This window comes from Streptococcus sp. SM5 (assembly GCF_027497975.1).
Genome location: NZ_JAJNSC010000001.1, coordinates 228,358 through 254,663 on the forward strand (window position 1 = coordinate 228,358; position 26,306 = coordinate 254,663).

The window sequence follows — 26,306 nt, forward strand, 5'->3', positions numbered from 1 at the left end:
TAATTCTCTGCTGAAAAAATGATAAAATAGGTATGTACTGTTAAGGAGAGAATAATGCCCGTAAGAAAATTACAATCCTATGAGGTAGATTATCAAGAAGAATTAAGCCAGCAGGTTCCTCGCTATCAAGATTATACACCTGAAGCGCAATCTGATGCCAATCTCAAGGAAATCCTATTTTTTGTTAATATCGCTGTTTTTTGCATCTGTATTGCTATCTTTAGTTTTATCTTTTTATCATTAAAATTATCGCCTGCTCTTGCATTTGCCGCAGCAATCGGATCCAGCTTACTTGTTTTAAAAATTCAACGATCTATTATCAAACGAAAACGTAGAAGATAAATCCAAAATATCGCCCCGTCTGGAGCGATATTTTTATTTTTTCTTTTTAGATGGTGTGTGGATGGCAATCTTCACTTCAAAGATTGTTCCCTTTGGTTTATTATCTTTAACAGCAATGGTTCCTTTTAAGGCATCTACAATTTGCTTGGCTAGGGATAATCCTAAACCAAAACCACCTTTTTGACGGGTTCTAGCCTTGTCCACTCGATAAAAACGGTCAAAAATTTTCTTCTTATCTTCTGCTGAAATACCGACTCCATTGTCGGAAACTAGCAAATAAAGATTACGATCAGTCGCTGAAATCATAAAATCAATTTCACCATCCTCCTCAGTATATTTGATAGCATTATCAAATAGGATGGTCATCAGTTGTTTTAGTAAAAGTTGATCTGTGACAATCGTTCGATGGATGCGATTTTCAAAACGGAAGACACGGTCATTTTCAGAAGCAATCATCTCATAGTTTGTAAAAGTCGTATTGAAAAAACTGGTTGGAACTTCTGCAAGTTCCGGCTTAATCCCATCATCTCTACGAGCTAAATTCAACAAGTTCGTTGTCAAAAACCGCATATTTCGGACTTCTTCCAAACTCGATGCAATGCTTTCACTCACATCCATAATGGTTGCCTCTGGCTTGCGAAAAAGGGTCTCTAAGCGATTTTGCAAAACTGCAAGTGGAGTTCGTAACTCATGACTGGCATTTTCCACAAAGGACTGCTGCTTCTGCATGCTCTCAAGAAGAGGACGAACACTGACCCTAGCCAGATAGAGACTGGCAAGCAAAGACAGAATCCAGAAACTTGCCATCACAATCACAATCAATTGCTCATGCTTTTGACTTGCTTGCTCCAACTGACTGGTATTAATCAAGACAGCCGCATACTTGATATTGGTTGAAACTGAACTGATATTCGTTTCCATCAAAATCATGCGATAGATTTCTTCTTGTCCATAGCTATTAAAAACCTGAATCTGATAGATATGACCTAGTTCTTTCTTCTCTAACTTAATCTTATCCAATCCCAAAAATCGATTTCCAGAAAGGAGTTGGGTAAAATTCTTATCAAAAAGGATAACCTCCGTGTTGGAACTGACATTGGGTTTTATCTCAGTCTTACTAGTATCTGTAGCGGCATTCTCTAAATCTTTAATCTCTTCTGTTGCCCTATTTACCGCAAGCTGAATAACCGCCTGAGGATTCTTACTCAAGCCATGAAGCGTATCATCTACCGAAGTATAAAGGCTCGAATGCATGACCTGCAAAATAATCAGAGTCATGGTAGAGAAAATCAGGGTGAAGACACCGAAGTTGCGGATAAAGTAACTAAAGTCATCCGCATACCATGTTTTTTTTAGTTTACTGAACATCTTTTAAAATATACCCAACACTACGCAAGGTTTGCAAATTCTCCGCAAAAGTGGTTCCTTTTAATTTCTTACGGACTTTTGAAACATAAACTTCGACAACCGAAATCGTTGTATCACTATCAAATCCCCATAGACGATCAAAAATCTGAGTCTTAGGCAAAATCACATTTTGATTTTGAAGGAAATAAACCAGTAAATCGAACTCTTTCCCCAGCAATTCGACAGGAGTATCTTCGACCTTAACGGTGTTGGTTGACAAATTAACCACAATATTTCCATAAGTCAAGGTGTTTTCATTAAACTTGCCTGAACGTTTGAGAAGGGCTTGAATCCGCATTTTGAGTTCTTCTAGGTAGAAAGGTTTGGTCAGATAATCATCTGCTCCTAATTCAAATCCATGTCCCTTGTCATCCAGGCTTTCCTTAGCAGTCATAATCAGAACTGGGGTCGTAATTCCCTTTTCACGCAATTCTTTCAAGACTTGGAAACCATTTTTTTCTGGCAACATCAAATCGAGCAAAATCAAGTCATAGACGCCACTCTCAGCTTCGTAGAGACCTTCTTCTCCATCAAACACCTGCATAACATCCGCAAAATCGTCCAAAAAGTCAAATACTGAATTTGACAGGCCTAGATCATCCTCAACTAATAAGATTTTTATCATGAGAAACTCCTCCTTATTAAGACCATTATACCAAATTTGCCTTAAAAAAAACTCAACTCTCTGCATTTTATACTCAATGAAAATCAAAGAGCAAACTAGGAAGCTAGCCGCAGGCTGTACTTGAGTACGGTAAGGCGACGCTGACGTGGTTTGAATTTGATTTTCGAAGAGTATTACATGAGATAGCTGAGTTTTATTGTCATTTAGTCTTGATTATTTAGTTCCGTATTGAAGAATAACTGCTTCCACTGCAGCTTTTTCACGATTAATCAAGTCAACACGCGCTGCAATTTCCTTGATTCCCATACCGATATTACGGCTAAGAGCAAGATCAGAAAGTTGTGGCTCAAAGAATTCCTTGTATTCCGCCAAGCGTTGCTGAGTCTTAAATACGTGAGCAGGAAGGATAACAAAGCTATCAAAGCTCATGTCTCCTCCAAGAGCTGCCTTAATCCAAGCCCAGTTTTCACGAGCCCAAGACCATGCTGTTTCCTGAGTTGCTTGATGGTTTAAGAACTGGAAGTACCAAGCAGACAAGTCTTGTGGTTTGACCACAAATTTGTCCTTCCAAGAAGCAATCAAGGTTTGGATATTGTCCGCAGCTTTACTGTAGGCAAGAGCAGCTGCCAACTGACGTTTAAAGACAGCATCTGTTGCGTGCGTATAAGTATCAAGATAAAGTGCTAACAAGTCTTTAGTCTCATGATGTTTCATCTCATTGATCAGAACTTGTGAACGAATGGCTGCTGGAAGTCCTGCAAGATTCTGCTTGTGTGCTGTGAAGATTTGGCTAGCGACTTGACTAGCTTCTGCATCATTTGAGCGAATCATCATAGAAATGGCTAACTGACGAACCAATTCATCCTCGTCTGATTCTCCATCTTTAGCTTCGAAACCAAGACGGTCATAGTTGTGACGAGCCAATTTAGCAACCAGTGCTTTGAAGGCTGTTTCAGCTTCTGTTTCTTCATCGATAAAGCGCTCAAGGGCAGAAATCACTTGAGAAACAGCTGAAACGACAAGGTAAGATTCTTCCTTAGCAAGTTTATCAAGGACTGGGAGCAAGTCAGCATAAGAAATGTGCCCTGCCTCAGCAAGCAAGCGACGTTCTTGGACAATTTGCAGTTTGCTTGTGTTATCAAGCTCAACTAGGTCAGCAAGAACAGCATCTAGTAAGTCTCCTTGGTAGTCTGTAATATAGTGGGCTGTATTTTCAGTGTTGAGACGAAGAGCTCCTTCATTTTCAGCAAGAAGAGCTGCGTAGCCAGGGATTTCGATACTTTCAGTTTCAAGTGTATCTGGCAAGCCTTTCCAGTTGCTGTTGAGTGGTACAACCCAGAGGCGATTCTTATCTTCGTGCTCACCGATAAAGAATTGTTTTTGTGAAATCTTCAAGATATCATTTTCAACTTTGACAGTAAGAACTGGGTAACCAGGTTGCTCCAACCAAGAATCCATGAAGGCTGCAACATCACGGCCTGATGCTTGACCAAGGGCATCCCAAAGGTCACGGCCGATGGTATTGCTGTATTGATGTTTTTCAAAGTAGGCATGCAAACCTTTAGCAAAATCAGCATCTCCTAGCCAACGACGAAGCATGTGCATGAGGCGGCTTCCTTTAGCATAAACGATAGCGCCATCAAAAAGGGTATTGATTTCATCTGGGTGTTTGACTTCAACGTGAACAGATTGAACACCATCAGTTGCATCACGCTTCAATGCAGACGGAACACCACCTGTTTGGAAATCTTCAAAGATGTTCCAGCTTGGCTCGATGGCATCCACACAGACATATTCCATCATATTAGCAAAGCTTTCATTGAGCCAAAGGTCATCCCACCATTTCATAGTAACGAGGTTACCAAACCATTGGTGAGCCAATTCATGTGCCACAACAAGAGCAACTTGTTGGCGGCTGGCAAATGTAGAGTTTTCATCGACAACCAAGTAAACTTCACGGTAAGTGACGAGACCCCAGTTTTCCATCGCACCAGCTGAGAAGTCAGGAAGGGCGATGTGGAGAGATTGAGGGATTGGATACTTGACTCCGTAGTAATCTTCGTAAAACTCGATTGAGCGAACGGCAATATCTAGTGAGAAATCAAGGTTAGATAGTGGGTGGGCTTTGGTTGAGTAAACACCAACGAGGGTACCGTTTTTAGTTTTAGCGGTCACACCTTGCAAATCACCAGCGGCAAAAGCTAACAAGTAAGATGACATGCGAGGTGTTGTCTCAAACTTCCAAATACCTGTTTCTTTACGGTTTTCAACATCAATCTCAGGCATATTTGACAAGGCCAATTCACCTTCTGCTTGGTCAAAACGTAGAGAGAGGTCAAAAGTTGCTTTGGCTTCTGGCTCATCCACACATGGGAAGGCTTCACGCGCAAAATGGCTCTCGAACTGGGTAGACAAGACTTCCTTCTTCACTCCATCAACTGTGTAGTATGAAGGGTAAATCCCTGTCATGTTGTCTGTAATTTTACCAGAAAAAGTAAGAACCACTTCAACTTGACCAGCCTCAGCCAATTCGATATGAAGGGCTTCATTGTCATGATCTACTGTAAATGGACGAGCCTGACCTGCAACTTCTACAGAAGCGATTTCCAAGTCTTTTTGGTGAAGGGAAATACGGTCACTCTGTGCTTGACCAGTGATAGTTACCTTCCCAGAAAATGTCTTGGTCTCACGACTCAAGTCTAAAAATAAATCATAGTGTTCAGGAACAAATTGCTTAATAAAATGTTCAACTGCTTGCATAATTTTCTCCTATCTAAGTTTAAGAGCTAGGGCTCTTCTTCAAACAAACTTATTATATCATGTTTTGCCTAAGAAAAAAGGATTGGACGGTAATTTCCAAAACTTTCTTCCTTCTTTAGTCTACAGTGGATAGACCTTTCGAAATTCTTCTAAAACGACCTTGCTGTCAGGTGTAAAAGTTAGTCCTGCCTCTCTCAGCCACTCGGCGAAACAATCCTCATGAACCTGACGCCAATAGGCTAAAGATTTGTCTCCTTCACCTTCCTTAAAGGCATGGTCTGCAGAAACTTGATTGAAAGGCTGAACGGAAACCTTGGTAATTTCGACAATGCAGACAGCCTGATTTTGACTATCTAAAATGACATCGAAGGTCCCTTTTTGTGGAAGAGGTTCGTCTTCTAGTGCGTAGAGGTCATAGGCTGAGGCGGTTGCTGTCTTCTCGCCTCTTATTACCAAATCTGCCAAGAGATCTGCTTCCACTCCAAAAGCCCAGGCATCTATCTCATCTCCAATTGAGGGATTGATTTGCTTGTAGGCATTCCACATTTCTTGAGGTGTCATAGGTTGCTCCTTTGTAATTTTTTACTCACTTCTTTTACACGTTTGAGGTGGTCTGGATGGTCAATCTCTAAATCAAAAATCTCTGGAATAGAACTATAGTGGATAATACACTTGATCCCCATCAGATTCATTTTTTGTATGAAGGAAGCATTCAAATAACCTGCCACAGCAAAGTCAATCTTTTTCGTCCTTACTTTATCCTGCATCTGTCTCAGCATATCTAACATAATGGGACTTTCCATATCATGCCATTGACTGTTTCTCACAGTCGCAAAAACAAAAGAAGTCAAATCATTCATTCCAACTACAATCTTTGAAATGTCAGCTTCCAGTATGCTGTCCAAGTCAAAATATGCTGACGGTAATTCAATCATCGTGGCAATTTTCCCAGTAAAACCCTGCTGACGCAACACTCTAATTGCTTGCTCTAACTGCTCGGCATCATTGATAAAAGGAAATATAACAGACAGATTGGGATTGGTTTGATAAACTTCTGTAACGACATGTGCTTCAGCCTGAAATTCATCCAGACACGCCAGCAAACGCCTAGTTCCTCTATATCCAAATAAGGGATGATTTTCATCAAAATGCTCTTTAGTCCCCTCTAAACAATTAGCTTCTGTATTTGTTAACTCTGAAAAACGATACCAAACCTCTTCATCTGAGTACAAGGAGCAAATGGTATCTAGATAATCTTTTACAAATTGCTGACAACTTGGTAACAGGATGTTTTGATTGAGCTCTCTCAACAAGTATTCGCCTCTAATCATACCTACGTGGTGCAATAACTGAGGATAAATTTTTTCAAGAATTTTTTCGCCACTAAGAGCCAGTTGGTTTTTCATCATTCACCTTCCAATTCATATACAAGGTCTTGTCCAGTTCTGGAAATCCTAATAATTCAGACTTAACCTTCAAGACTAATGGCGATCCATTTTCTTCTGTGATTTTTTGAATATCCATCCAACTATTCCTACTTCAAAGACCAGCCACCATCAATAGTCAGGATTTGTCCTTGCATGGCAGATGCCTTTCCACTGGCCAAAAAGAGACTGACTTCTGCTATTTCCTCTGGAGCAATCCAGCGTTTGATGGGCGTTTCACTAGCCACCCAGTCAGCCAAGCCACCTGGTTCAAAGTCCGCAGCGGTCATACCCGTTTTTACTGCTCCCGGAGCAATTCCAAAGACCTGAATCCCAGATTCTGCATAGTCTAGAGCCAACTGCTTGGTAAATCCAGCTAAGGCGTGCTTAGACGAGGTATAGGCGTGACCACCTCCGCCAGCTAGACTAGAAGCTATGGAGCACATATTAATGATGGCCCCCGCTTTATTCTCCAGCATTTGTCTCAAATAATGCCGAGTCAACTCAACAGGAGTCATATAGTTGATTTCAAAAATCTCTTGAATTTCCTGCGCCGTTTGTTCCAAAAGTGGTTTGTAATCATCCAAAACTCCAGCAGTATTGCACAAAACATCAACCTGAGGACACCAGTCAAAAATAGGCTCCAAGTCCAAGGTCAAATCTCTCTGTAAAAAGTGGAAATCACCCTGTAAAAGTGGATTTTCACCTTGGTCAACTCCATAAACTTGATAGCCATTCTCTAAAAAGAGGCAAGCTTGAGCTAATCCGATACCTGAGCTCACCCCTGTAATGAGTATACGTCTAGTCATGCACTTCTACCCAATCTGTTGCCAAAACATCACAAGGTGTTGGGCTCCACATAGAAAAACCTTCTCCCTCCCCAGACACGTTGATTAGGAAATAGGGCGTCACTTCAAGTGCAACCCCGTTTTGTTCAATGGTGTCAAAAAGTTGGACATAGTTTTCCGCCCCTCCCCAACCAGTACGTACATATTTTTTCTTAGCCTTTAAGCCAGGCAGGATTTCTTCAAATGTCATGTTATTCTCCTTTAATTCTACATTCTTCATTTAATTATAACAAAAAACCGCTTTACAACGGTTTTTTGACTATATTTCACTCCATACTATCTTCTTAAACCCACGGAAAAAGAGAAAGACTCCAATAAAGAGGACAGCTAAAGGAACAACTTTTGTAAGAAAAACATTTGAAATCCCCATCCACTCATAGTAACGGAGCAGAGAACCTACAATAAGGTGGGCAACAATCATACTGTTAAAGGGACGAAAAAACTCTTCTTTCCAATTCCAAATACTGATGACCAGCGAAATTGTAAAGACAGATAAACTATCCCAGGGAGCAGGAAGATAAAAGGCTCCTTCTTGTATGAAGCTTGCCATTGCTACATATCCCAGAACAACTAGCAAAACAAGAATTCCAACAACAATATAAGTGCCAATTTTCTTCTTAGGAGAATCTTGGACTAGCCCCCAACGTAAGATTGTGGCCACAAGTCCAAATCCAATCAGAAAAAGAAGAAATTGCCCTAAAAACGTGAGCAAATTAACTGTTAAGAGAGGGCCTTTCGAAAAATCGCTTAGTAGTTGATAATAACGTAATACCGCTAAGACAAGAATTGGCGTCAAAAGGGACTCTTTGATAGAACTGCGAGGTGCTTCCTTGAGCATCTCTCTCATTAATTTTTTAGGATTCTTACCTAGATACTCCTCTGCACTCATGCCATCTCGTTCTGCTTCTGAGAAATCTAGCATCATAAAATAGATCTGCTCTCTGAGATAGGCTTCATCATAGAGAAATCCAGCAAGATTAAAACTTTCCCACAGCTCCTCAAAATACTGCTGATTGTCCTCAGAAAACTCATGCAACAAAGCGTTTGTTTCTTCATAATACTTCATTTTCTTCATGGTTTAACCCCCATTCTTAATCCCTTCTACTTTTTGACTCAAATCATCCCATTGTTGCCAAAAGACCGATACACGCTCTTCTCCTTCTTTCGTCAACGAAAAATACTTCCGATCTGGACCATCTGGCGACGGACGCATGTCGCCTCTTATCCATTGATTTTTTTCTAACTTTTGCAACAAAGGATAAATAGTTCCTGGAACGATAGTATCAAATCCAGCCTCTCGCAAAGTCTGAACTAACTCATAACCATATCGCTCTTTTTGACCAATCATATCCAAGACACAACCTTCAAGAACACCTTTTAATAGTTGAGTTTCTTTCATCCCTTCTCCCTTCTCACCTATTTTGTAATACCTACTAGTATCTTCACCTATAATATACTACTCCTACACTAGTTTGTAAAGCATATTAGTTGAAGAAAAAAACGACAACCACTTTTTCAGCAGTTATCGTTGCTTATCTTTTAATCTTTTCCACCAAGTCGACTATTGATATTCATCATGATACTAGCTATTTTTTCACCCCAGTACGGATCGGATGCATAGCGTACATTCATTCCGGTCGCTTTATTTCCAAGGTGATTTCTTCCACGATCAATATAGTTCTCACGAATCCACTTGGTCGCACCAAGAATTCCTTTATCTACATCATCAAATTTCTTAGCTGAATCATAGGGACTAGTATCGTAGGCAGCAATTCCGAAGAAGTTATTTTTATCATTAGCAATTTGGCTACGTCCCCAAGCACTTTCTAGCGCACTGTGAGCCATTAAATAAAGAGCATTGACACCATAACGTTTCTCAGCTTCTTTAAAAATTGCTCCTTTACCAGCAAGACGGCTGTTTCGGATATTCATCATCGAATAAACTCTATTTAATTCATCCGCACTATAGTTGGTTGGTTCAGTCAAATTCTTAAAAAGGAAACGATTTTTGATAGTAAACCCATCAAAATGTTCTCCATCATTTGAATAATACTTCTTACCAATTTTCATAGCTGAAGTATGTGGAGCAACCCGAATACTAGTATATGGAGAAAGTTCATGATATAGGAATCTTCCGTCAGTAGTATAGTGAGGAATAAACTCACTTCCTTCATCAACTAAAGTCAAATCGCTTTGATTCATATAACCAGACAAGCCTGATATTGAAACAGCAAGACGACTTCCCTTAGTTTTAGAGCTATCATAGGTCACAATACTTCCCTGATTAACATAACTCAAAATATCTCCTGATTCGCTATAAATATATGCTGTGATTGGTTTAACCTTAAAATATTTGGGGCTTTGAATCCACTTTCCATCACTCTGTAAGAAGTACTCCTTATTTTTGATGTTAAAACCACCAGTAACATAGCTTCCATCTTCTTTTAGGTAGTACCATGCATTGTAGTTAGAATCAAAAATCCATTCATTCTTGGCCATATAACCACCAGATTTGAGATAATAAGCACCAATCCATTCACGTGAAGCATAAGCACCACCTGATTTTAGGTAAAACCAGCTATTATAAGATTCATCAAAAATCCATTCTTTTTCAGCCATTGCTCCACTATCTTTTAGATAGTAAGCATCTTTCCACTGATTACTGGCCATCACACCATCATTGTTAAAATAGTACCATGTGCCCTTAATCTTTTCCCATTTATTACGAAGGATTTTTCCTGAATCTGTAGCATAATACCATTTATCAGTAATCTTCACCCAAGCATTTTGATCCATTGCTCCACTACTATTAAGAAGATAATCGTTCACTATAGCATTGCTAGCCATAACTCCATCTGGCTTGAAGTAATACCAAACATTGCTAATTTTTTCCCATCTATTACGAACAATCTTTCCTGAATCTGTAGCATAGTACCATTTATCCGCAATTTTCACCCAGGAATTTTCTACCATTGCTCCACTAGTATGAAAAGCATAGTCATTAACAATCCTATTGCTAGCCATGATTCCATTTTGATCAAAGAAATACCAGACACCCGCAATCTTTTTCCAGTTTTTGATTGGTTGGTTATTCTCATAAAAAAGCCATTTCCCATGCTCTTTCTGCCAACCATTCTTAGGAGCCTCTTCAACTTTTTCTTTATTTGAAATAGCCTCTTTTTTAGAATTATTTTCTTTTACAACAACTGATTCTTTCTTTTTTTCCGTCTTTTCAGTTTCATTCTTTGTATTTTCAACAACTTTTTTCTCTTCTGATGCTGGAGTCTGATTTTTATCTTTAGACTGATTTTTGTCCACAGATTGACTCTTATTCATCGTTTGACTTTGGTCTGTTGTTTTACTATCTTCAGCAAAGACTGATGTTGTTGGCACAATTGCCAATGCAAGCACTGCCGTGCTTACAAGTAGTGTTCTCTTCATTTTACTCCCCTAAGTAGAAATTCATCTACATCATTCGTAATTAACTATATTCTAACATAGTTAAAGGATGAAAATTATATGTCTTATTGACAATAAGGATAGTCTAGCTTATCTAAGGCTGGCTTTTACTTCCTTGCGGAGATTTTCTATACTGCTGATACCATATTTATCCATGACTTTTGGTAAATTTTCGATAATATCAGGACAGGCATAGGGATTGGTAAAGTTAGCTGTTCCAACTCCGATGGCAGATGCCCCAGCCAAATACATTTCTAAGGCTGCTTCTGCCGAATCCACTCCTCCCATTCCAATGATAGGCAAGTCTGTTGTTTGGGCGACTTGGCGGATGAGTTTGAGGGCTACTGGAAAGACTGCTGGACCTGACATTCCACCCGTTCCATTTGCCAAGATTGGTTTGCGAGTTTTGAGGTCAAAGCGCATACCGACTAGAGTATTGATCATGGTTAAGCCACTTGCTCCTGCATCTTCTGCTGCTTTAGCAATAGTGACAATATCCGTCACGCTAGGGGTTAACTTGACATAGACTGGCACATCAGAAGCTTCGACAGCTGCTTTTACCACTTCATAAGCTAGATCAGGATCTTGCCCAATCAAAAGTCCATGATTGCCGTGATCTACGTTAGGACAAGAAATATTGAGCTCAATAGCCTTCACGTTAGCTGCCTTGGAAATCCCATGAGAAACAGACGCATACTCTTGTTTTGAAAAACCAGCTACATTGGCGATAATAGGAAGATTTGGATATTCTCTTTCTAGCCAAGGTAACTTTTCAGCCAAAACAACCTCTAATCCAGGATTTTGCAAGCCAATTGCATTGAGCATACCAGCAGGGGTCTCTGCAACCCTTGGAGTAGGATTGCCAAAACGCGGTTCAAGGGTCGTTGCCTTAATCATAATAGAACCTAAAAGATCTAAATCATAATACTTGGCATACTCTTGCCCAAAACCAAAACATCCTGATGCTGGAATAATGGGATTTTTCAAATCCAAACCAGGTAGAGAAACTTGTAAACGATTTCTAGTCATGATTTTCTCCTTATAATAGAACTGTTCCAGTGCGGAAAACAGGGCCATCTTCACAGACGCGTTGGCTGACCGTCTCGCTTTCTGGTACTTTTAGGACACAGGCATAGCAAGCCCCCATCCCACAAGCCATACGAGATTCCAAAGATAGATAAGCTCTTGGATGGTCATAAAAGGTTTGATTGATATACTTCATCATTCCAGGTGCCCCACATGAGTAAACAGCATCAAATGGACTATCTAAATCATTAATGACAACGGAAACATTCCCCTTGATTCCATAAGAACCATCATCTGTCGTTACAAAAACTTGACCATATTGGGCCAATTCCGTCTCTAAAATAACAGCATCCTTATTGGCAAAACCGAGAACAGTCACTACTTTCACTCCACGATCAGACAATTCCTTGGCCACCTCAAGCAAGGGCGGAACACCAATCCCCCCACCAACGAGGAGAACTTGGCTCTGCTTATCTAGGTCAGACAAGTCAAAACCATTCCCCTGAGGCCCCATCACATCAAGAGTATCTCCCTGACTTAAGGTTGAGAAAATAGCTGTCCCAGTTCCCTCAATCCGATAAATGAGATGACACTGCTTCTTAACCTTATCGATAGACGAAATTGAAATAGGGCGACGCAAGAGATGGGCATCATCAGGTACACGTAGATGAAGAAATTGGCCTGCTCGCATGACTTCAACCATTTCTCCTTCTAGGACTAATTCAAAGATTGCTGGCGCGATTTCCTCCTGTGCAACCACCTTCATGGTTTCCAAACGGATGGCACCCAAGCGTTTCTTACATGTGGGATTCATGACTTTTCCTCCTTAAATTTTAAGGGGACCAGATAAATAAAAGACCTTGCGATTGCAAGGTCTCAGTTAAAATCATACAAAACAATAGAGCACACTCAAAAAGTCTCCTCTAGAAAATTGTACTATTCTTTTATCTGACACCTTGTGAGTCTCTCTGGACTCCCCTTAAAGGTTAAATTTTTATTAGTATACTCTTTCAGCTAAAAAAAGTCAAGTAGAAAACGAACATTCTACTTGACCTCACGAGATTATTTTTCACGAATAACTTCAACCTTGTAGCCATCAGGGTCTTTAACAAAGTAATAGTTAGGTGCAGTTCCTGGTAGACCATTTGGCTGAGTCACTTCATAGCCTTTTGCACTGTGCTCTTGATGAAGAGCTTCAAGATCAGGTGTACTGAGGGCGATGTGGGCAAACCCATCTCCAACCACATAAGGACCGTGATCGTAGTTATAAGTCAACTCCAACTCATAGTCGTCACCCTCAAGACCTAGATAAACAATCGTAAAGGCATGATCTGGAAAATCTCTGCGACGCAATTCTTTAAATCCAAAAGCATCTTGATAAAATGCGATTGATTTTTCAAGGTTTTCTACTCGCAAGCAAGTGTGTAGCATTTTTGAAGCCATATTTTTCTCCTTTATTTTTAAAAAGACTGGGACAATCCTGTTCCAGTCTTATCTGTTATTATTTACCAAGTTTTGCTTTAGCTGCATCTGCAAGAGCTGTGAAAGCTGCTGCATCGTTAACAGCCAAGTCAGCAAGCATTTTACGGTTAACTTCGATCTCAGCCAATTTCAAACCATGCATCAATTGTGAGTATGAAAGTCCGTTCATACGAGCTGCCGCGTTGATACGAGTGATCCACAATTTGCGGAAATCACGTTTTTTCTGACGACGATCACGGTATGCATAGTAGTAAGAGTTCATTACTTGTTCTTTTGCAGTACGGAACAAGATGTGTTTAGCTCCATAGTAACCTTTTGCTAATTTAAGAATACGTTTACGACGTTTGCGTGATACAACGCCACCTTTAACACGTGCCATGTTTTATTTCCTCCAAATATTTCCTAGAATTGTTTACTTACAGTCAAGCTATTATTTCAAGCGAGTAAGCATTGCTTTGATACGTTTGTAATCTCCTGAATGCACCATAGATGCTTTACGAAGATGACGACGTTGTTTCTTAGTTTTTCCGTGGAAACGGTGAGAAGTGTAAGCACGGAAACGTTTAAGTCCACCAGAACCTGTACGTTTGAAACGTTTAGCTGATGCGCGGTGTGTTTTTTGTTTTGGCATGATTTTTTCTCCTTTATTTAACTTTCTGACAATTATTTTTTGTCAGTCGCTGGCGCCAATTGCATGAACATTTGACGTCCATCCATTTTAGCACGTTGTTCGATGATTGCAATATCTTGAGTTGCTTCAGCAAACTCGGCTAAAACTTTTGCACCAATCTCTTTATGGGTAATCATACGACCCTTAAAGCGAATAGATACCTTAACTTTATTTCCTTTTTCAAGGAATTTGCGTGCATTGCGAAGTTTTGTATCAAAGTCACCCTTGTCAATCGTTGGACTTAGACGAACTTCTTTCACAGTAACAACACTTTGTTTTTTACGTTGTTCTTTTTGCTTCTTCTGGTACTCAAACTTGAACTTACCGTAGTCCATAATTTTTGCAACAGGTGGTTTGGCTTGGGGTTGAATCAATACTAGGTCAACATTAGCGTTATCAGCCAAAGCTTGCGCTTCACTGAGTGGCTTGATGCCTAGCTGTTCTCCTTCAAGACCAATCAAGCGAACTTCACGTACACGAATCTCATCATTGATGAATAAGTCTTGCTTTGCTATGGTTTTCACCTCTTTTGTTTTATTAGAGAAAAACAATAGCGGACTCGTAAATATACAAGCCCGCACGTTATGATAGCGTTTCTTAGAAACTTTTCATCCGTAGGGCCAGGCAACTTCATGTCACAAGGCGAGAAGCTCTCACTTCTGCTTTTCTCAACTTTTATATGATACCAAGTTTTCTAGCCCTTGTCAAGATAAAAAGTTATTTTTTTGAAAAGTTTTTGCTCATTAACCAACCGTTTCAATCTTCCATCTATTCCAGCCTTTAAAGCGTATAGCTCCTTGATGGTCAGTTCGATAAACTTTGCTATTGATACCTTCCAGTCGTGTCAAGGTTTCCTGATGGGGGAGTTTCGTTCGATTGTTCTTTCCAACTGAGATGAGAGTCATCTCTGGTTTGAGCTGTTCTAGAAAGGCTGAACTTGATGATTTTTTAGAGCCATGTTGGCCAGCTTTCAAAACATCTACTTTCAGGTCTGGGTAGTTCTTCAGCAAATCCTTCTCTCCTTTTTCCTCCAAATTTCCTGTGAAGAGAAAGTGCTTATCCAAGAGTTTTCCATACAGAACTAGGGAGTCTTCATGACCTCCATCTCCAATTTTCCTTGGAGATAGGACTTCTAACTTACTTCCGAAAATTGGCAAGTTCTCTCCTACTGACACACTACGCACCTTGGTTTGAGTCGCCTGTAGTTCTGCCACAAATTCCTTCTGTTTTAGACTGCCTTTTGACACTAAAATTTCGCCTACATAGAAAGCCTTGGCCACCTCCAGTAAATCCCCAACATGCTCCTTGTCCGTATTTGTCAAAACCAGCTGGTCAATCTTGGCTACTCCTCGACTTTTTAGATAGGGGACCAAGGTTCGCTGGGCATTACTGGTCGTCGCCTTTTCTTGCCATTTTTCAATTTTCTTATCAGACTCTGCCTTGCCACCTACATCTATGAGAATGGTCTTCCCAGTTACATCCCTTAGGAAAATACTTTCCCCTTGCCCCACATCCAGCATGGTAATTTCATTTTCCAGTGGATGCTTGGTCAAGAAGAATAGACCCACCATAAGTAAGCTGAATCCAGCTACTCTTTTAGTGTTGTTCCTCAAATCATAGACCAAAGCTAAAGAAATTAATAGTAGTATCAACAGCCATGCATTGGGTTGTCCAAAAACCAGAGGCCTACTTGTCACCTGAGACACCAAGCGAATAATGCTTTCCAACCATTCAAACATAAAGTTAAGCTGAATGACTGGATAGAGAAAAGAAAGGACAAATAAGATAGACAAGAGTGGTAAGAAGACCAAGTCAAAAAGAAAGGAAAAGACAAAGGTCAAAAGGATAGACCAAGGTTGAAATTCTGCAAAATAGAAGGATAAAATGGGCAATATTCCCAAGGAAATGACTAGACTTTCTCTAACAACAGCCTTGAGTCCCTCTCCTTCTTTGCTGGTCATGGTCAAGATAAAAGCGTAGAAGCAGGACAAGACACCTCCTGCTGTCAAGAAAAAGTTGGGCATAACGATAAAGAGAACAAGCACAGTCAGGGCAAAATTATCTAATCCCTTATAGCCATGCTGAGCCAATAGTTTTTGCAAAAGACTACGAATGACCGATGCTGAAAATCCAGTCAGGCCCGCATAGATAAGGGAAAAGGGATAAGTCAGCCATTTCAACTTTTCTTGGGTCAAGCCCAATCGCAAGAGGAGTTTCTTAAATCCGTCCATGAAAAAGCCTACCTGCATGCCGGACAATGCAAAAAGGTGGATAATTCCTAGACTGGAATAAAGCTCATTCATCTCCTCAAAGTCGGTGTCCAGATGTCCCAGCAAGAGCCCTGTCATGTAGTTGCGCATAGGGTCTGGAAAGTGCGTCTTGATCCAAACTACAGCCTTTCGACGTAAACTAGACAAGTTTTCTCCTACATCCCAACTGCCAACCTTTTGAAGTGACTGGATTTTTTTGATAGTAAGCGTCTGGTAAATTCCCTGAGTCTTCAGATAGGCTTGGTAATTAAAGCCACCAAAATTTCTCTGCCCTTCTGGTTCTGAAAGTTTTCCTTCAAGTTCTATCTCATGAAGGTCTGATAAGACTTGAAAGGCTTCTTTCTCCTCCTCGGACTGAAGCTTGTAATAAACTTGAAAAATGCGTCCATCAGACTTACCACGAAAAGATAGGCTATCTCCATTGACCTTAATAGTGTCAGGCAAAATCCGTACCCTTTCAACAAAATCTGCTAGGTTTTGACTAGCATGACTCTGTTGCCAATTTTGAAACAAAAACCAAAAGCCAAAAATTCCACAAAGCACTAAAACTTTTCCAGCAGATTTCCACGGAAATTGGATAAAGAGACAAACTAGCAGAAAAACGAAGCCCAACAGAGCAAGATAAGATGCTGAAAAAATGGCGTAGTAAAGCCAGAGCAATAGAAAACTTAGATAAATTAGGGGAATTGGGAAATTCTTAATCCACTGTAACATAGTCTTTTAGCTTTTCTATCGTTTTAGCACCAATACCAGAGACCTTCTTGAGTTCATCAACCGACTTGAATTTCCCATTTGCCTCACGATGGTCGATAATATCCTGAGCACGTTTACCACCTAATCCCTTGACCTGCTTGAGCTCTTCCAGACTGGCCTTATTTAGATTGATTTTCTTTTCCTTGTTCGTTGAAGAAGCCGTCCCAGAACCAGTCTGTTGACTAGCTGCTTCTTCTCCCTTAGTTGGAACGTAAACCAGAGCCTCGTCACTAACTTTCTGAGCGAGATTGAGCGACTTGCTGTCTGCTTGCTCTGTCAAGCCACCAGCCTTTTGAACGGCATCATTGACCCGACTACCTACTGGCAAATCATAAATTCCTGGCGATTTGACAGCCCCCTTCACATCTACTGTGATCAAATCTTGTTCAACCGATTCGTCCTTCTCTTCCTTGGTCACTTCCTTTTCAGTCGATGAATCCTTGGAAACAGCTGCGACTTCTGCCTGCAAATTCGTTTCTTTAACAGGTATTTGTGGAGCTGGTTTTAGCAGGAAAAATCCTCCAACAAGCAAGCCCAGACCAGTACAAATAACAATAATTTTATACTCTTTGATTTTCTCGATAATTGCTTCCATATTTTCTCCTCTCTTAGATTATTCGTAAGAGGAAGAAAAAACAGTCGAAAAATTTCTTTTCAACTGCTTATTTATTTGCAAAATAGTCTTCCTTGGTCAAGACATAATGAACTCTTGTAACGATTCGTCCTGGTTCGTTTTTGTCCATTCTGGCATATGGTTCTTCATGGGAAAAGCGCATGCCTGATTTCTCCATGACCTTTCCAGATGCAGGATTGTCCTGATCGTGAAGGGCGGTCAACTTGTTCATTCCAATCTTCTCAAAAGCCAGCTCAATCACGGTACGATTGGCTTCTGTCGTCAATCCTTGATTCCAATACTTTTTATTGATAATGTAGCCAATAGCTGCCTTCTTAAGAACAGGATCAATCTTGTGCAAGTCAATGGTTCCAATAAACTGACCATTGCTTTTTAGTTCTAGTCCCCACCGTCCCAAGGGATTAGCCAAGTAGAACTGAGCAATGTTATTCTTGGTTTCTTCCAAACTTTGATTTATTTGAAAAGTGTAGCGCGTATTTTCTCTGTCCGAGGCATACTCAAACATTTCTTCCGCATCATCCAAAGTTACAGGTCTAAGCAATAAACGCTCCGTTTCTATATACGGATACTGGGCAAATTTTACAAAAATTGATTCCATACTTCTCCTCCGCTTGAAAAGTTTCTAACTAATACAAGGATATTGACTGAAACATTGTATTGAGATAACTTTAAATACAAAAGAACTATCCTTCAGACAGAGGTTGAGACTCTAATTCTTCACTCTCTTCTTTTTTAACTGGAGCTGGTTCATAAGCTCGGATAATCTGAGCGACAACTGGATGTCGAACCACATCCTTAGCTGAAAAATGAACAAAGTCAATTTGATGAATGTTCTTGAGTTTCTCTTGAGCATCAATCAAACCGGATTTGACATTACGCGGCAGGTCAATCTGACTGATATCTCCATTAACAATCATTTTAGAGTTAAAGCCTAAACGAGTCAGGAACATCTTCATCTGCATGATGGTCGTATTTTGCGCCTCATCGAGAATGACAAAGGCATCATCCAAGGTCCGTCCACGCATATAGGCAAGGGGGGCGATTTCAATAATTTCACGCTCCATGAGACGAGTTGTTTGGTCTTTGCCGAGAATCTGATACAAGGCATCATAAACAGGTCGAAGGTAAGGATCCACCTTCTCCTTGAGATCACCCGGAAGAAAACCTAGACTCTCTCCTGCTTCCACCGCTGGGCGTGTCAGGATAATTCGCTTGACCTGCCCACGTTTAAGGGCAGTCACTGCCAAGGTCACTGCAAGAAAGGTCTTCCCTGTCCCTGCTGGTCCGATTCCAAAGGTCACATCGTGCTGTTTAACACTATCCACATAAAGCTTTTGACCCAATGTTTTGACGCGAATCGGTTTACCTGTATTGTCCTTGATAATTTCTTCTTCGTAAAGGGCGACAAACTTGTCAATTTCATCGTTTTTGACCATGCTAATCGCAGTCACCACATCTGGCGTACCAACGGTCATCCCACGATTCACCAAGACCATCAAAGCCTGAATAACCTGACGGGCTTCCTCACAGGCTGATTCTTCGCCCAAAACCTGGACAATCTCCGTACGAGCATGGATCACCACATCAAGCTCTTCTTCCATCAAACGAAGATGGCGTTCATTGGAACCAAAAAGATGAAACAGGTCATCTGGATGACTCAGTTGAATGTCAATTGAATGTTCCTTCAAATAAAGAACCTCTCTAATCCTTTTATTTCTTTTTATTATAGCAAAGGGATGGAGAAATTACTAGCCCAAACCCAGTGAATAAATGCTAGTGTTCTAAGTATTCTTGCCAGATAGAATCAAAATCTCCTAGGTTAAAAGAGAAACTAGCGTGCTCCTCCAAAAATCGACTGACCTCATCAAAATCATCTGTGTGTTTTGGAAATGCTGATTCTTCAAAAGCTAGGTCTGCTAAGATAGCTTTGGGACTGTTACTTTTAGGATTACGCTCAGTCATGAGCCAAGTGTAAAATGATTTTCTCATAAGCTACCCTAAATCAACTCTGTCCCAAACTGGTCTTGCTTGATTTTACCAGCCTTCATCAAGCCACCGAGTGCTTTCTTGAACTGACCTTTAGAAATACCAAAGGTCGCCTTGATGTCGTCTGGAGATGACTTATCATTTAAGGTCATGAAACCGCCATTGCTTTCCAAGTAGGTCAAAATCATCTGAGCATCATTTTCCAACATTTCAAAGGAGCGTGGTTTGAGGGAGAGGTTCAAGGTACGGTCCACTTCACGGAAACCAATGACACGCGCATCTAGAACTTGTCCCAAACGTGGCTCTGCGTAGCGCTCGCTAGGATGAATGAAACCAAGCATATTATTTTCTGGTAGGTAAACAAAGGTTCCTGACAGCTTTAGGCGGTAAACAATGGCTGGCCAGTTTTGGTTCTGCATATTGTTGTAGGCAGGACGAGCCAGACGTTGGAAGTCTTCTTGATAGGCCAATAGTCCCCAGATACGGTCTTTCTTGTCCACTTCAAGACGGATGTATAGTTGGTCGCCCTTCTTAGGCCAGAGTTCCTTGAGCTCAGGAAGGATATCGAGTGACACTACGATTTCCTTGTCAGGTAGGCCTGTATCCACAAAGACACCCAAGTCCTTACGAACTTCTGTGACACGTCCCCAACCAAATTGTTCCTGCGTAGCAGTTACTTCTAGAGTTGTCAAGCGCAGTTTTTGCTTCATATCTGTATAGGCGAAACCTTTAACCGTATCACCCACTGTATGCTGACCTTCTTCCTTGGCAAGCGCATAGGTTTGGCCATCCTTTTGCACAAAGTAAAAACGGTCATTTTCATCGATGATGAGTCCAACGATAAAACTTGCAAGATTTGTATTCATATTTCCTTCTTTCGAATAAAACTCAGCCAGCAATGCCAACTGAGTTTTTCTGTTTATTTTTAGACTTCCAAGAGTTCTTTTTCTTTGTTGGCAGTCATGTCATCGATGTGTTTGACAGCATCGTCTGTTACTTTTTGAATATCTTTTTCAAGAGTCTTCAATTCATCTTCAGTGATTTCTTTTGCTTTTTCTTGTTTCTTGGCTTCATCCATAGCATCACGACGGATATTGCGGACAGCCACTTTAGCATTCTCACCGACCTTCTTCACTTCTTTAGCAAGGTCACGACGAGTTTCTTCTGTGAGAGCAGGGATAACCAAACGAATCACAGAACCATCGTTAGCTGGTGTGATACCAAGATCAGAAGCGTTCAAGGCACGTTCAATATCTTTCAACGAAGATTTGTCAAATGGTGTTACCAACAAAACACGCGCTTCTGGAATGGTAATTGAAGCGATTTGGTTAAGAGGAGTTTCTACTCCATAGTACTCTACATGTACGCGGTCAAGCAAGCTTGCATTGGCACGACCCGCACGGATACCACCAAATTCACGAGCAAGCGATTGGTGAGACTGGGTCATTCTCTCTTTAGCTTTTTCAATAATTGCGTTAGCCATAATCTTTCCTATTCCTTTTCTTCGATATTATTTGAAACTGTTGTTCCGATATTTTCACCAAATACGACACGTTTGATGTTGCCTGGTTGGTTCATGTTGAAGACAACCAAGTCAATGTCGTTGTCCATTGAGAGGGTTGAAGCTGTTGAGTCCATGATACGAAGACCTTTGTTGATAACATCACGGTGGGTCAATTCTTCAAACTTAACGGCTGTCTTGTCCTTCTTAGGATCGGCATTGTAAACACCATCGACACCATTTTTAGCCATAAGAATGGCATCTGCTTCGATTTCAGCTGCACGAAGAGCCGCTGTTGTATCTGTTGAGAAGTATGGTGAACCAATTCCAGCACCAAAGATAACGATACGGCCTTTTTCAAGGTGACGAAGGGCACGTCCACGGACATAAGGCTCTGCCACTTGTTGCATAGCAATAGCTGTTTGCACACGCGTATCGACACCAACTTGCTGCAATGAATCTGCCATCACAAGAGCATTCATAACAGTCCCAAGCATTCCTGTGTAATCTGCCTGAACACGGTCCATTCCTGCTTCTGCAGCAGGTTCTCCACGCCAGAGATTTCCTCCACCGATAACAAGGGCAATTTCGATACCTAAGCTATGAACTTCTTGAATCTCTTTTGCGATTGTTTGAACTGTTTGGATATCAATCCCTACGCCACGTTCACCGGCAAGGGCTTCACCTGATAACTTGATTAAAATACGTTTATACTTGGGATTCGCCATTTTCACTCTCCTTTTTTTATCCTACCTATTTTATCACAATTTCTAAGATTTTTATAGTATCATGAGCAATTCTTTCAAAAAAATTAGACCGTTAAAAATTCCTCTAAATCGTTAAGGGCACGCTCTGCAATTTTTTCATAACGAGCCTTCTTATCACGGATACGTTCGCCTTCCAACTCCTTGATAATTCCAAAGTTGACATTCATCGGTTGGAAATGTTTGCTGTCCGCATGGGTGATGTAATGAGCCAGACTTCCAATCGCTGTTGTCTCTGGGAAAATAGCCTCACTTTCACCCTTGAAAAGACGAGCTGCATTAATACCCGCAACCAAGCCTGACGCTGCTGACTCAACATAGCCTTCCACACCTGTCATCTGACCAGCAAAGAAGAGATTTGGTTGCTTCTTAGAACGGTAGGTCTGTTCGAGAAGATTTGGTGAATCCATGTAAGAATTGCGGTGCATGACACCATAGCGAACAAACTCCGCATTTTCAAGACCTGGAATCATTTGGAAGACACGCTTTTGTTCTCCCCATTTGAGGTGTGTCTGGAAACCGACGATATTGTAGAGGCTACCAGCCGCATTGTCCTGACGAAGTTGAACAACTGCATAAGGGGTTTTAAATTCGCCATCACGAGGTCCTGTGTAGTCATCTGGATACTCCAGACCGACTGGTTTCATCGGACCATAAAGCATGGTTTTAATGCCACGTTTGGCCATGACTTCAATAGGCATACAACCTTCAAAGTACTTTTCTTTTTCAAAGGAATTCAGCGGTGCTTCTTCAGCATTGACCAAGGCTTCATGGAAATCCATAAATTCTTGCTTAGTCATAGGCGCATTGAGGTAGGCTGCTTCTCCCTTATCATAACGAGATTTGAGATAGACCTTACTCATATCAATTGTATTGACATCGATAATAGGCGCCGCAGCGTCGTAGAAATAGAATCCATCACCATCATTAAGGGCATGAATCTTTTCAGCTAGAGCATCACTGGTCAAAGGACCAGTAGCGACAACTGTAATAACATCAGTCGGCAATTCTGTAATTTCATCACGAATCACTTCAATCAAGGGGTGGTTGGCCACTTTTTCGGTCACCATTTGGGAGAAACCATCACGGTCCACCGCAAGGGCTCCACCAGCAGGAACACGTGTAGCTTCAGCAGATTCCAAAATGACAGAACCCAAGCGACGCATTTCTTCCTTGAGGAGTCCAACGGCGTTTGTCAGAGCATCCCCACGTAAGGAATTGGAACAAACCAATTCAGCAAAATTGTCTGTTTTGTGTTGAGGTGTTGACTTGACACCACGCATTTCATAGAGTTTAACTGGAATACCGCGTTCTGCGATTTGGTAAGCTGCTTCAGAACCTGCCAAACCAGCTCCGATAACATTGATATAAGATTGAGACACGACACTAATACCTCTTTGGGTGGAACCTAAGTTCATATCAAAACAAGCTACTAGACTGTTTGACACCCACAAATCTTTCTAATTTTTTCTTCTACTAGTATAACAAAAAAAGGGAAGAAGGCAAACTTCCCTGTTTAGTCATTTTCTTGCTTCTCTTCCCAATCGTGGTAGGCAGCATAGAGTTGGCTTTTATTCCACTGGTAGAGTTTCGCAACTTCCTTTATGGCTTGATTTTTCTTCATACCTTGCTGGATACGAGCTTGGATTTCTAAGAACAAGTCCTCCTCGTCCTTTTCCTCCACATCCTGACTGGCACCTTCAACGATGAGAAGGCATTCGCCCTTGAGTGGCGTTTCAGCAATGCTTTCTAATAACTCAGAGATAGTACCTCGTTGGTACTCTTCATAGATTTTGGTCAATTCCCTGACCAAGACTACCGAGCGGTCACCGTAGACTTCTAGCATATTTTCTAGCGTATCCGCCACACGATGGGGTGATTCGTAGAAAATTTGTGTTTCAGGATAGTCTTTTTTTGAGTCGAAAAATTGCTTTTGCTGGCCTGATTTTCTTGGTAAAAAACCGCAGAAGATATGTGGCTGTGGTGCTAAACCACTTGCAATCAAGGCAGAAATCCCTGCAGAGGCACCTGGAACAGTGACAACCGCAATTTCTTCCTCAATAGCTGCCTTAACCAAATCATGACCAGGGTCCGAGATACTAGGCAGACCCGCATCGGATACCTGAGCAATACTTTGTCCTGCTTTCAGGAAACCAATCAAATCCGGAATTTTTTCTTTGGCGTTGTGCTCATGAAAACTAATCTGCTTGGTCGAAATGTCAAAATGCTTAAGCAAAAGACCTGTATTGCGCGTGTCCTCAGCCGCAATCCAATCCACTTCTTTCAGGGTTTTGATAGCACGAAAGGTCATATCATCTAGATTGCCAATCGGCGTTGCCACTAGATACAGCTTGCCATAGGGAGACTGCCCCTTAAAACTTTTTTGAATCTGCATGCTTACTCCCTGTATAACAACTCGTCACAGAACATACATTCTTCGTCCTGTTCTCGACGTTGTCCATAAAAATCATTACATACGTGAAATCCATCACGGTAAATGCGACGGACACTTTCGCGAACATGCTTAGCCTTGACAGGTGTATCTGCTTCCACCTCACCTAAGCGTTCGCGCAACTTAGAATTTTCCAAGCGAAGAGCTGTATTTTCCTCTACCAGGCTCTTGAGATTTTTCTTGATAGCTTCCACATCGGCCAAGGTTACCAATAATTGTTGGGAAAAATCATCCAGCGCGTCAAATAATTCTTTTTTGTCCATAAACCAGCTCTTTCCTTTCTTTATCGTTCATTTTTGAGTTTACATTTCTTTCAAGACCAGATATTCCATGGCATTTTGAAAGCTGACATTAGCTTGCCACATTTTTCTAGCTTCTAACAAATCTTGTAGAATCACCCTTACTCTTGCTTGCAGGATATCCTGCCCACAGAGGACTTCAAGGATTCGCAAGACCTGATCCTGTTTTTCCTTGTCATCCGCCAAGTTGGCTAATTTAGCGACCTGCAGATAACTTTCTTTTTTCTTAGCTAATAACCAGGTCTGCAGGCGTTCACTTTCATCGACCAAGGTCCAAAAACTTGCCTGATTAGCCAACTTTTCAGCTTCAGCTCGCGATTGACTAAACTGAGCTAAAAGAGTTGCTTTTTTCTTAACCAGTCCCATTTGTTCTAAGAGCAAGATGAGTTTTTCTTCTTGCTTTTTAAAATGGAAAATCTGGGTTCGACTACGGATGGTCGGTAACATCTTTTCCTCATCGCTGGTCAAGAAGAAAATATAAACCTCACTCTGGGGTTCTTCGATGACCTTGAGCAGAGAGTTTGCTGCATTGGGATGCATTTTCTCAGCTTGCTCGATAATAAAGACCTGTTGCTGACTTTCAATCCCTGCTTGAGAAAATTGTCCCACCAATTCACGAATACGTTCTGTCTTGATGACCTGATTGACTGGTTTAATCAAAGTAACATCGGGAAATTCTTCCTGTTCAATCAGCTTACAATTTCGGCATTTCTCACATGGTAAAACACCTACTTTATCTGTACAAAAGAGGCTCTTAGCTAAAAACTGTGCCATTTCCAAGCTTCCAAAGAAACCTGAAAAGAGGTAGGCATGATTAAGCTGGTCTTGTTCTAGGATACGGACAAAGCGGTCAAACTGGTCTGGTTGCCAAGCCTTTAGTTGATCTTGTTTCATTTAGCCAAGCCCATTCTGTCAAACAAGACAGCCTTGGTTGTTTCCACAACTTGTTCCAAAGGGAGACTGGCATCAATCTTGACAATGCGATTTCCTTCTTTGTCAAGAAGAGAAAGATAGCCTTGACGAACTTTTTTGTGCAAGTCCAACCCTTCCAAGTCCAAGCGATTGACCTCACGGTCACTATTAGCAGCAATGCGAGCCAGTCCCTCTTCCACCTCAATGTCAAAATAAAGTGTCAAATCGGGTTTGAGGCCATCTGTAGCAAAATGATTGAGCCAGTCAATGGCTTCAATGTCCAAGCCACGGCCAAATCCCTGATATGCAAGAGAACTATCGATGAAGCGGTCCATAATGACCAACTTACCAGCTTCAAGGGCTGGAAGAACTTTTTCCACCAAATGCTGTCTGCGACTAGCAATATATAGAAGTAACTCTGTCTTCGCATCCATCTGCGTATGATTTGGATCCAAAATCACTTCCCGAATCTTCTCTCCTATCAAGACTCCGCCAGGTTCACGGGTCGTCAACACCTCGACTCCTTTTTCCTCTAAAATTGGGAGTAGAGCTTCTAAAACACTGGTCTTTCCTGCTCCCTCTGGTCCCTCAAGAGAGACTAAAAATCCTTTTGACATGTCTAACTCATTTCTTTTTTACTACTTCTATTCTATCAAAAAAATAGGGGTTTGTGACAATCTTTTTGTCTTCTA

30 protein-coding genes, 1 pseudogene and 1 other annotated feature are annotated in these 26,306 nt (G+C 41.1%); of the genes and pseudogenes, 1 reads left to right on the plus strand and 30 read right to left on the minus strand.

Going from position 1 to position 26,306, the window contains the following annotated elements; genetic code table 11:
• Nucleotides 1–54 precede the first annotated feature (54 nt).
• Nucleotides 55–342, plus strand: a complete 288-nt coding sequence (locus PAN07_RS01055) for a DUF3270 domain-containing protein (protein ID WP_269796725.1) — start codon at nt 55–57, stop codon at nt 340–342.
• Between the two features lie 33 nt (nt 343–375).
• Here the strand turns inward: PAN07_RS01055 and ciaH are convergent, their stop codons facing one another.
• The 30 genes and pseudogenes from ciaH to tmk all read right to left on the minus strand — a co-directional run bounded on the left by ciaH (nt 376) and on the right by tmk (nt 26,231).
• Nucleotides 376–1,710, minus strand: coding sequence for a two-component system sensor histidine kinase CiaH (gene ciaH, locus PAN07_RS01060; protein WP_269796726.1), 1,335 nt, complete (start codon nt 1,708–1,710; stop codon nt 376–378).
• The gene (gene ciaR, locus PAN07_RS01065; protein ID WP_000590639.1) at nt 1,700–2,374 is read right to left on the minus strand and encodes a two-component system response regulator CiaR; all 675 of its coding nucleotides are present in this window, start codon (nt 2,372–2,374) and stop codon (nt 1,700–1,702) included. Before ciaR ends, ciaH begins: the two co-directional genes overlap by 11 nt.
• Before the next feature lie 213 nt (nt 2,375–2,587).
• The gene (locus PAN07_RS01070; protein ID WP_084863264.1) at nt 2,588–5,134 is read right to left on the minus strand and encodes a M1 family metallopeptidase; all 2,547 of its coding nucleotides are present in this window, start codon (nt 5,132–5,134) and stop codon (nt 2,588–2,590) included.
• A gap of 120 nt (nt 5,135–5,254) precedes the next feature.
• Nucleotides 5,255–5,695 (minus strand): ASCH domain-containing protein, encoded by a 441-nt coding sequence (locus PAN07_RS01075; RefSeq protein WP_084863263.1) that lies wholly within the window; start codon nt 5,693–5,695, stop codon nt 5,255–5,257.
• Nucleotides 5,692–6,540, minus strand: coding sequence for a putative PEP-binding protein (locus tag PAN07_RS01080; RefSeq protein ID WP_142358836.1), 849 nt, complete (start codon nt 6,538–6,540; stop codon nt 5,692–5,694). Before PAN07_RS01080 ends, PAN07_RS01075 begins: the two co-directional genes overlap by 4 nt.
• Nucleotides 6,518–6,661 (minus strand): annotated as a pseudogene (locus PAN07_RS01085) (NUDIX hydrolase); the annotation flags it as partial. The gene PAN07_RS01080 and the pseudogene PAN07_RS01085, both read right to left, overlap by 23 nt.
• A 7-nt stretch (nt 6,662–6,668) precedes the next feature.
• Nucleotides 6,669–7,367, minus strand: a complete 699-nt coding sequence (locus tag PAN07_RS01090) for a 3-oxoacyl-ACP reductase (RefSeq protein ID WP_084863261.1) — start codon at nt 7,365–7,367, stop codon at nt 6,669–6,671.
• Complete coding sequence (locus tag PAN07_RS01095) at nt 7,360–7,596, minus strand: DUF2829 domain-containing protein (RefSeq protein WP_000141913.1); 237 nt, start codon at nt 7,594–7,596, stop codon at nt 7,360–7,362. Before PAN07_RS01095 ends, PAN07_RS01090 begins: the two co-directional genes overlap by 8 nt.
• 69 nt (nt 7,597–7,665) lie before the next feature.
• Nucleotides 7,666–8,481, minus strand: a complete 816-nt coding sequence (locus tag PAN07_RS01100; RefSeq protein ID WP_084863260.1) for a hypothetical protein — start codon at nt 8,479–8,481, stop codon at nt 7,666–7,668.
• A gap of 3 nt (nt 8,482–8,484) precedes the next feature.
• Nucleotides 8,485–8,805 carry a PadR family transcriptional regulator gene (locus PAN07_RS01105; protein ID WP_000665422.1) on the minus strand — a complete coding sequence of 107 codons (321 nt, stop codon included), beginning with the start codon at nt 8,803–8,805 and terminating at the stop codon, nt 8,485–8,487.
• Between the two features lie 140 nt (nt 8,806–8,945).
• Nucleotides 8,946–10,847: a glucosaminidase domain-containing protein gene (locus tag PAN07_RS01110; protein ID WP_247933316.1), complete on the minus strand. Its 1,902-nt coding sequence runs from the start codon at nt 10,845–10,847 to the stop codon at nt 8,946–8,948.
• A 108-nt stretch (nt 10,848–10,955) separates the two neighbouring features.
• Nucleotides 10,956–11,942, minus strand: a complete 987-nt coding sequence (locus PAN07_RS01115) for a dihydroorotate dehydrogenase (RefSeq protein ID WP_192856306.1) — start codon at nt 11,940–11,942, stop codon at nt 10,956–10,958.
• The gene (locus PAN07_RS01120; protein ID WP_084863255.1) at nt 11,905–12,705 is read right to left on the minus strand and encodes a dihydroorotate dehydrogenase electron transfer subunit; all 801 of its coding nucleotides are present in this window, start codon (nt 12,703–12,705) and stop codon (nt 11,905–11,907) included. Before PAN07_RS01120 ends, PAN07_RS01115 begins: the two co-directional genes overlap by 38 nt.
• A 248-nt stretch (nt 12,706–12,953) precedes the next feature.
• Nucleotides 12,954–13,334 (minus strand): VOC family protein, encoded by a 381-nt coding sequence (locus tag PAN07_RS01125; protein WP_000157156.1) that lies wholly within the window; start codon nt 13,332–13,334, stop codon nt 12,954–12,956.
• A 58-nt stretch (nt 13,335–13,392) separates the two neighbouring features.
• Nucleotides 13,393–13,752: a 50S ribosomal protein L20 gene (rplT, locus tag PAN07_RS01130; RefSeq protein ID WP_000124834.1), complete on the minus strand. Its 360-nt coding sequence runs from the start codon at nt 13,750–13,752 to the stop codon at nt 13,393–13,395.
• Between the two features lie 51 nt (nt 13,753–13,803).
• Complete coding sequence (rpmI, locus tag PAN07_RS01135) at nt 13,804–14,004, minus strand: 50S ribosomal protein L35 (protein WP_001125943.1); 201 nt, start codon at nt 14,002–14,004, stop codon at nt 13,804–13,806.
• Between the two features lie 32 nt (nt 14,005–14,036).
• Nucleotides 14,037–14,567, minus strand: coding sequence for a translation initiation factor IF-3 (gene infC, locus PAN07_RS01140; protein ID WP_000848180.1), 531 nt, complete (start codon nt 14,565–14,567; stop codon nt 14,037–14,039).
• A gap of 15 nt (nt 14,568–14,582) precedes the next feature.
• Nucleotides 14,583–14,714, minus strand: a sequence feature (ribosomal protein L20 leader region).
• A gap of 72 nt (nt 14,715–14,786) precedes the next feature.
• On the minus strand, nt 14,787–17,027 hold the full coding sequence (locus PAN07_RS01145; protein ID WP_269796727.1) for a DNA internalization-related competence protein ComEC/Rec2: 2,241 nt from the start codon (nt 17,025–17,027) through the stop codon (nt 14,787–14,789).
• Entirely contained in the window at nt 17,011–17,661 is a 651-nt protein-coding gene (locus PAN07_RS01150; RefSeq protein WP_084863252.1) for a helix-hairpin-helix domain-containing protein, read from the minus strand. Before PAN07_RS01150 ends, PAN07_RS01145 begins: the two co-directional genes overlap by 17 nt.
• 67 nt (nt 17,662–17,728) lie before the next feature.
• Nucleotides 17,729–18,298, minus strand: a complete 570-nt coding sequence (locus tag PAN07_RS01155; RefSeq protein WP_084863250.1) for a GNAT family N-acetyltransferase — start codon at nt 18,296–18,298, stop codon at nt 17,729–17,731.
• Between the two features lie 85 nt (nt 18,299–18,383).
• On the minus strand, nt 18,384–19,388 hold the full coding sequence (locus PAN07_RS01160; RefSeq protein ID WP_247933315.1) for a PhoH family protein: 1,005 nt from the start codon (nt 19,386–19,388) through the stop codon (nt 18,384–18,386).
• An 85-nt stretch (nt 19,389–19,473) separates the two neighbouring features.
• Nucleotides 19,474–19,689, minus strand: a complete 216-nt coding sequence (locus PAN07_RS01165) for a YozE family protein (RefSeq protein ID WP_001232085.1) — start codon at nt 19,687–19,689, stop codon at nt 19,474–19,476.
• A gap of 8 nt (nt 19,690–19,697) precedes the next feature.
• Entirely contained in the window at nt 19,698–20,552 is an 855-nt protein-coding gene (gene cvfB, locus PAN07_RS01170; protein WP_049539561.1) for an RNA-binding virulence regulatory protein CvfB, read from the minus strand.
• Nucleotides 20,553–20,611: 59 nt separating this feature from the next.
• Entirely contained in the window at nt 20,612–21,169 is a 558-nt protein-coding gene (gene frr / locus PAN07_RS01175) for a ribosome recycling factor (RefSeq protein WP_001262225.1), read from the minus strand.
• Nucleotides 21,170–21,177: 8 nt separating this feature from the next.
• Nucleotides 21,178–21,915 carry a UMP kinase gene (gene pyrH, locus PAN07_RS01180; protein WP_000002996.1) on the minus strand — a complete coding sequence of 246 codons (738 nt, stop codon included), beginning with the start codon at nt 21,913–21,915 and terminating at the stop codon, nt 21,178–21,180.
• Nucleotides 21,916–21,998: 83 nt separating this feature from the next.
• A complete protein-coding gene (gene trmFO, locus PAN07_RS01185; RefSeq protein WP_269796728.1) occupies nt 21,999–23,333 on the minus strand; it encodes a methylenetetrahydrofolate--tRNA-(uracil(54)-C(5))-methyltransferase (FADH(2)-oxidizing) TrmFO in 1,335 nt (444 codons plus the stop codon).
• 134 nt (nt 23,334–23,467) lie between these two features.
• On the minus strand, nt 23,468–24,346 hold the full coding sequence (gene rsmI, locus PAN07_RS01190) for a 16S rRNA (cytidine(1402)-2'-O)-methyltransferase (RefSeq protein ID WP_084863246.1): 879 nt from the start codon (nt 24,344–24,346) through the stop codon (nt 23,468–23,470).
• 2 nt (nt 24,347–24,348) lie between these two features.
• Nucleotides 24,349–24,666 carry a DNA replication initiation control protein YabA gene (yabA, locus tag PAN07_RS01195; protein ID WP_050168503.1) on the minus strand — a complete coding sequence of 106 codons (318 nt, stop codon included), beginning with the start codon at nt 24,664–24,666 and terminating at the stop codon, nt 24,349–24,351.
• Between the two features lie 39 nt (nt 24,667–24,705).
• Complete coding sequence (locus tag PAN07_RS01200; RefSeq protein ID WP_084863243.1) at nt 24,706–25,596, minus strand: DNA polymerase III subunit delta'; 891 nt, start codon at nt 25,594–25,596, stop codon at nt 24,706–24,708.
• Entirely contained in the window at nt 25,593–26,231 is a 639-nt protein-coding gene (tmk, locus tag PAN07_RS01205; RefSeq protein ID WP_084863241.1) for a dTMP kinase, read from the minus strand. The genes PAN07_RS01200 and tmk overlap by 4 nt, the downstream gene beginning before the upstream one ends.
• Nucleotides 26,232–26,306 lie beyond the last annotated feature (75 nt).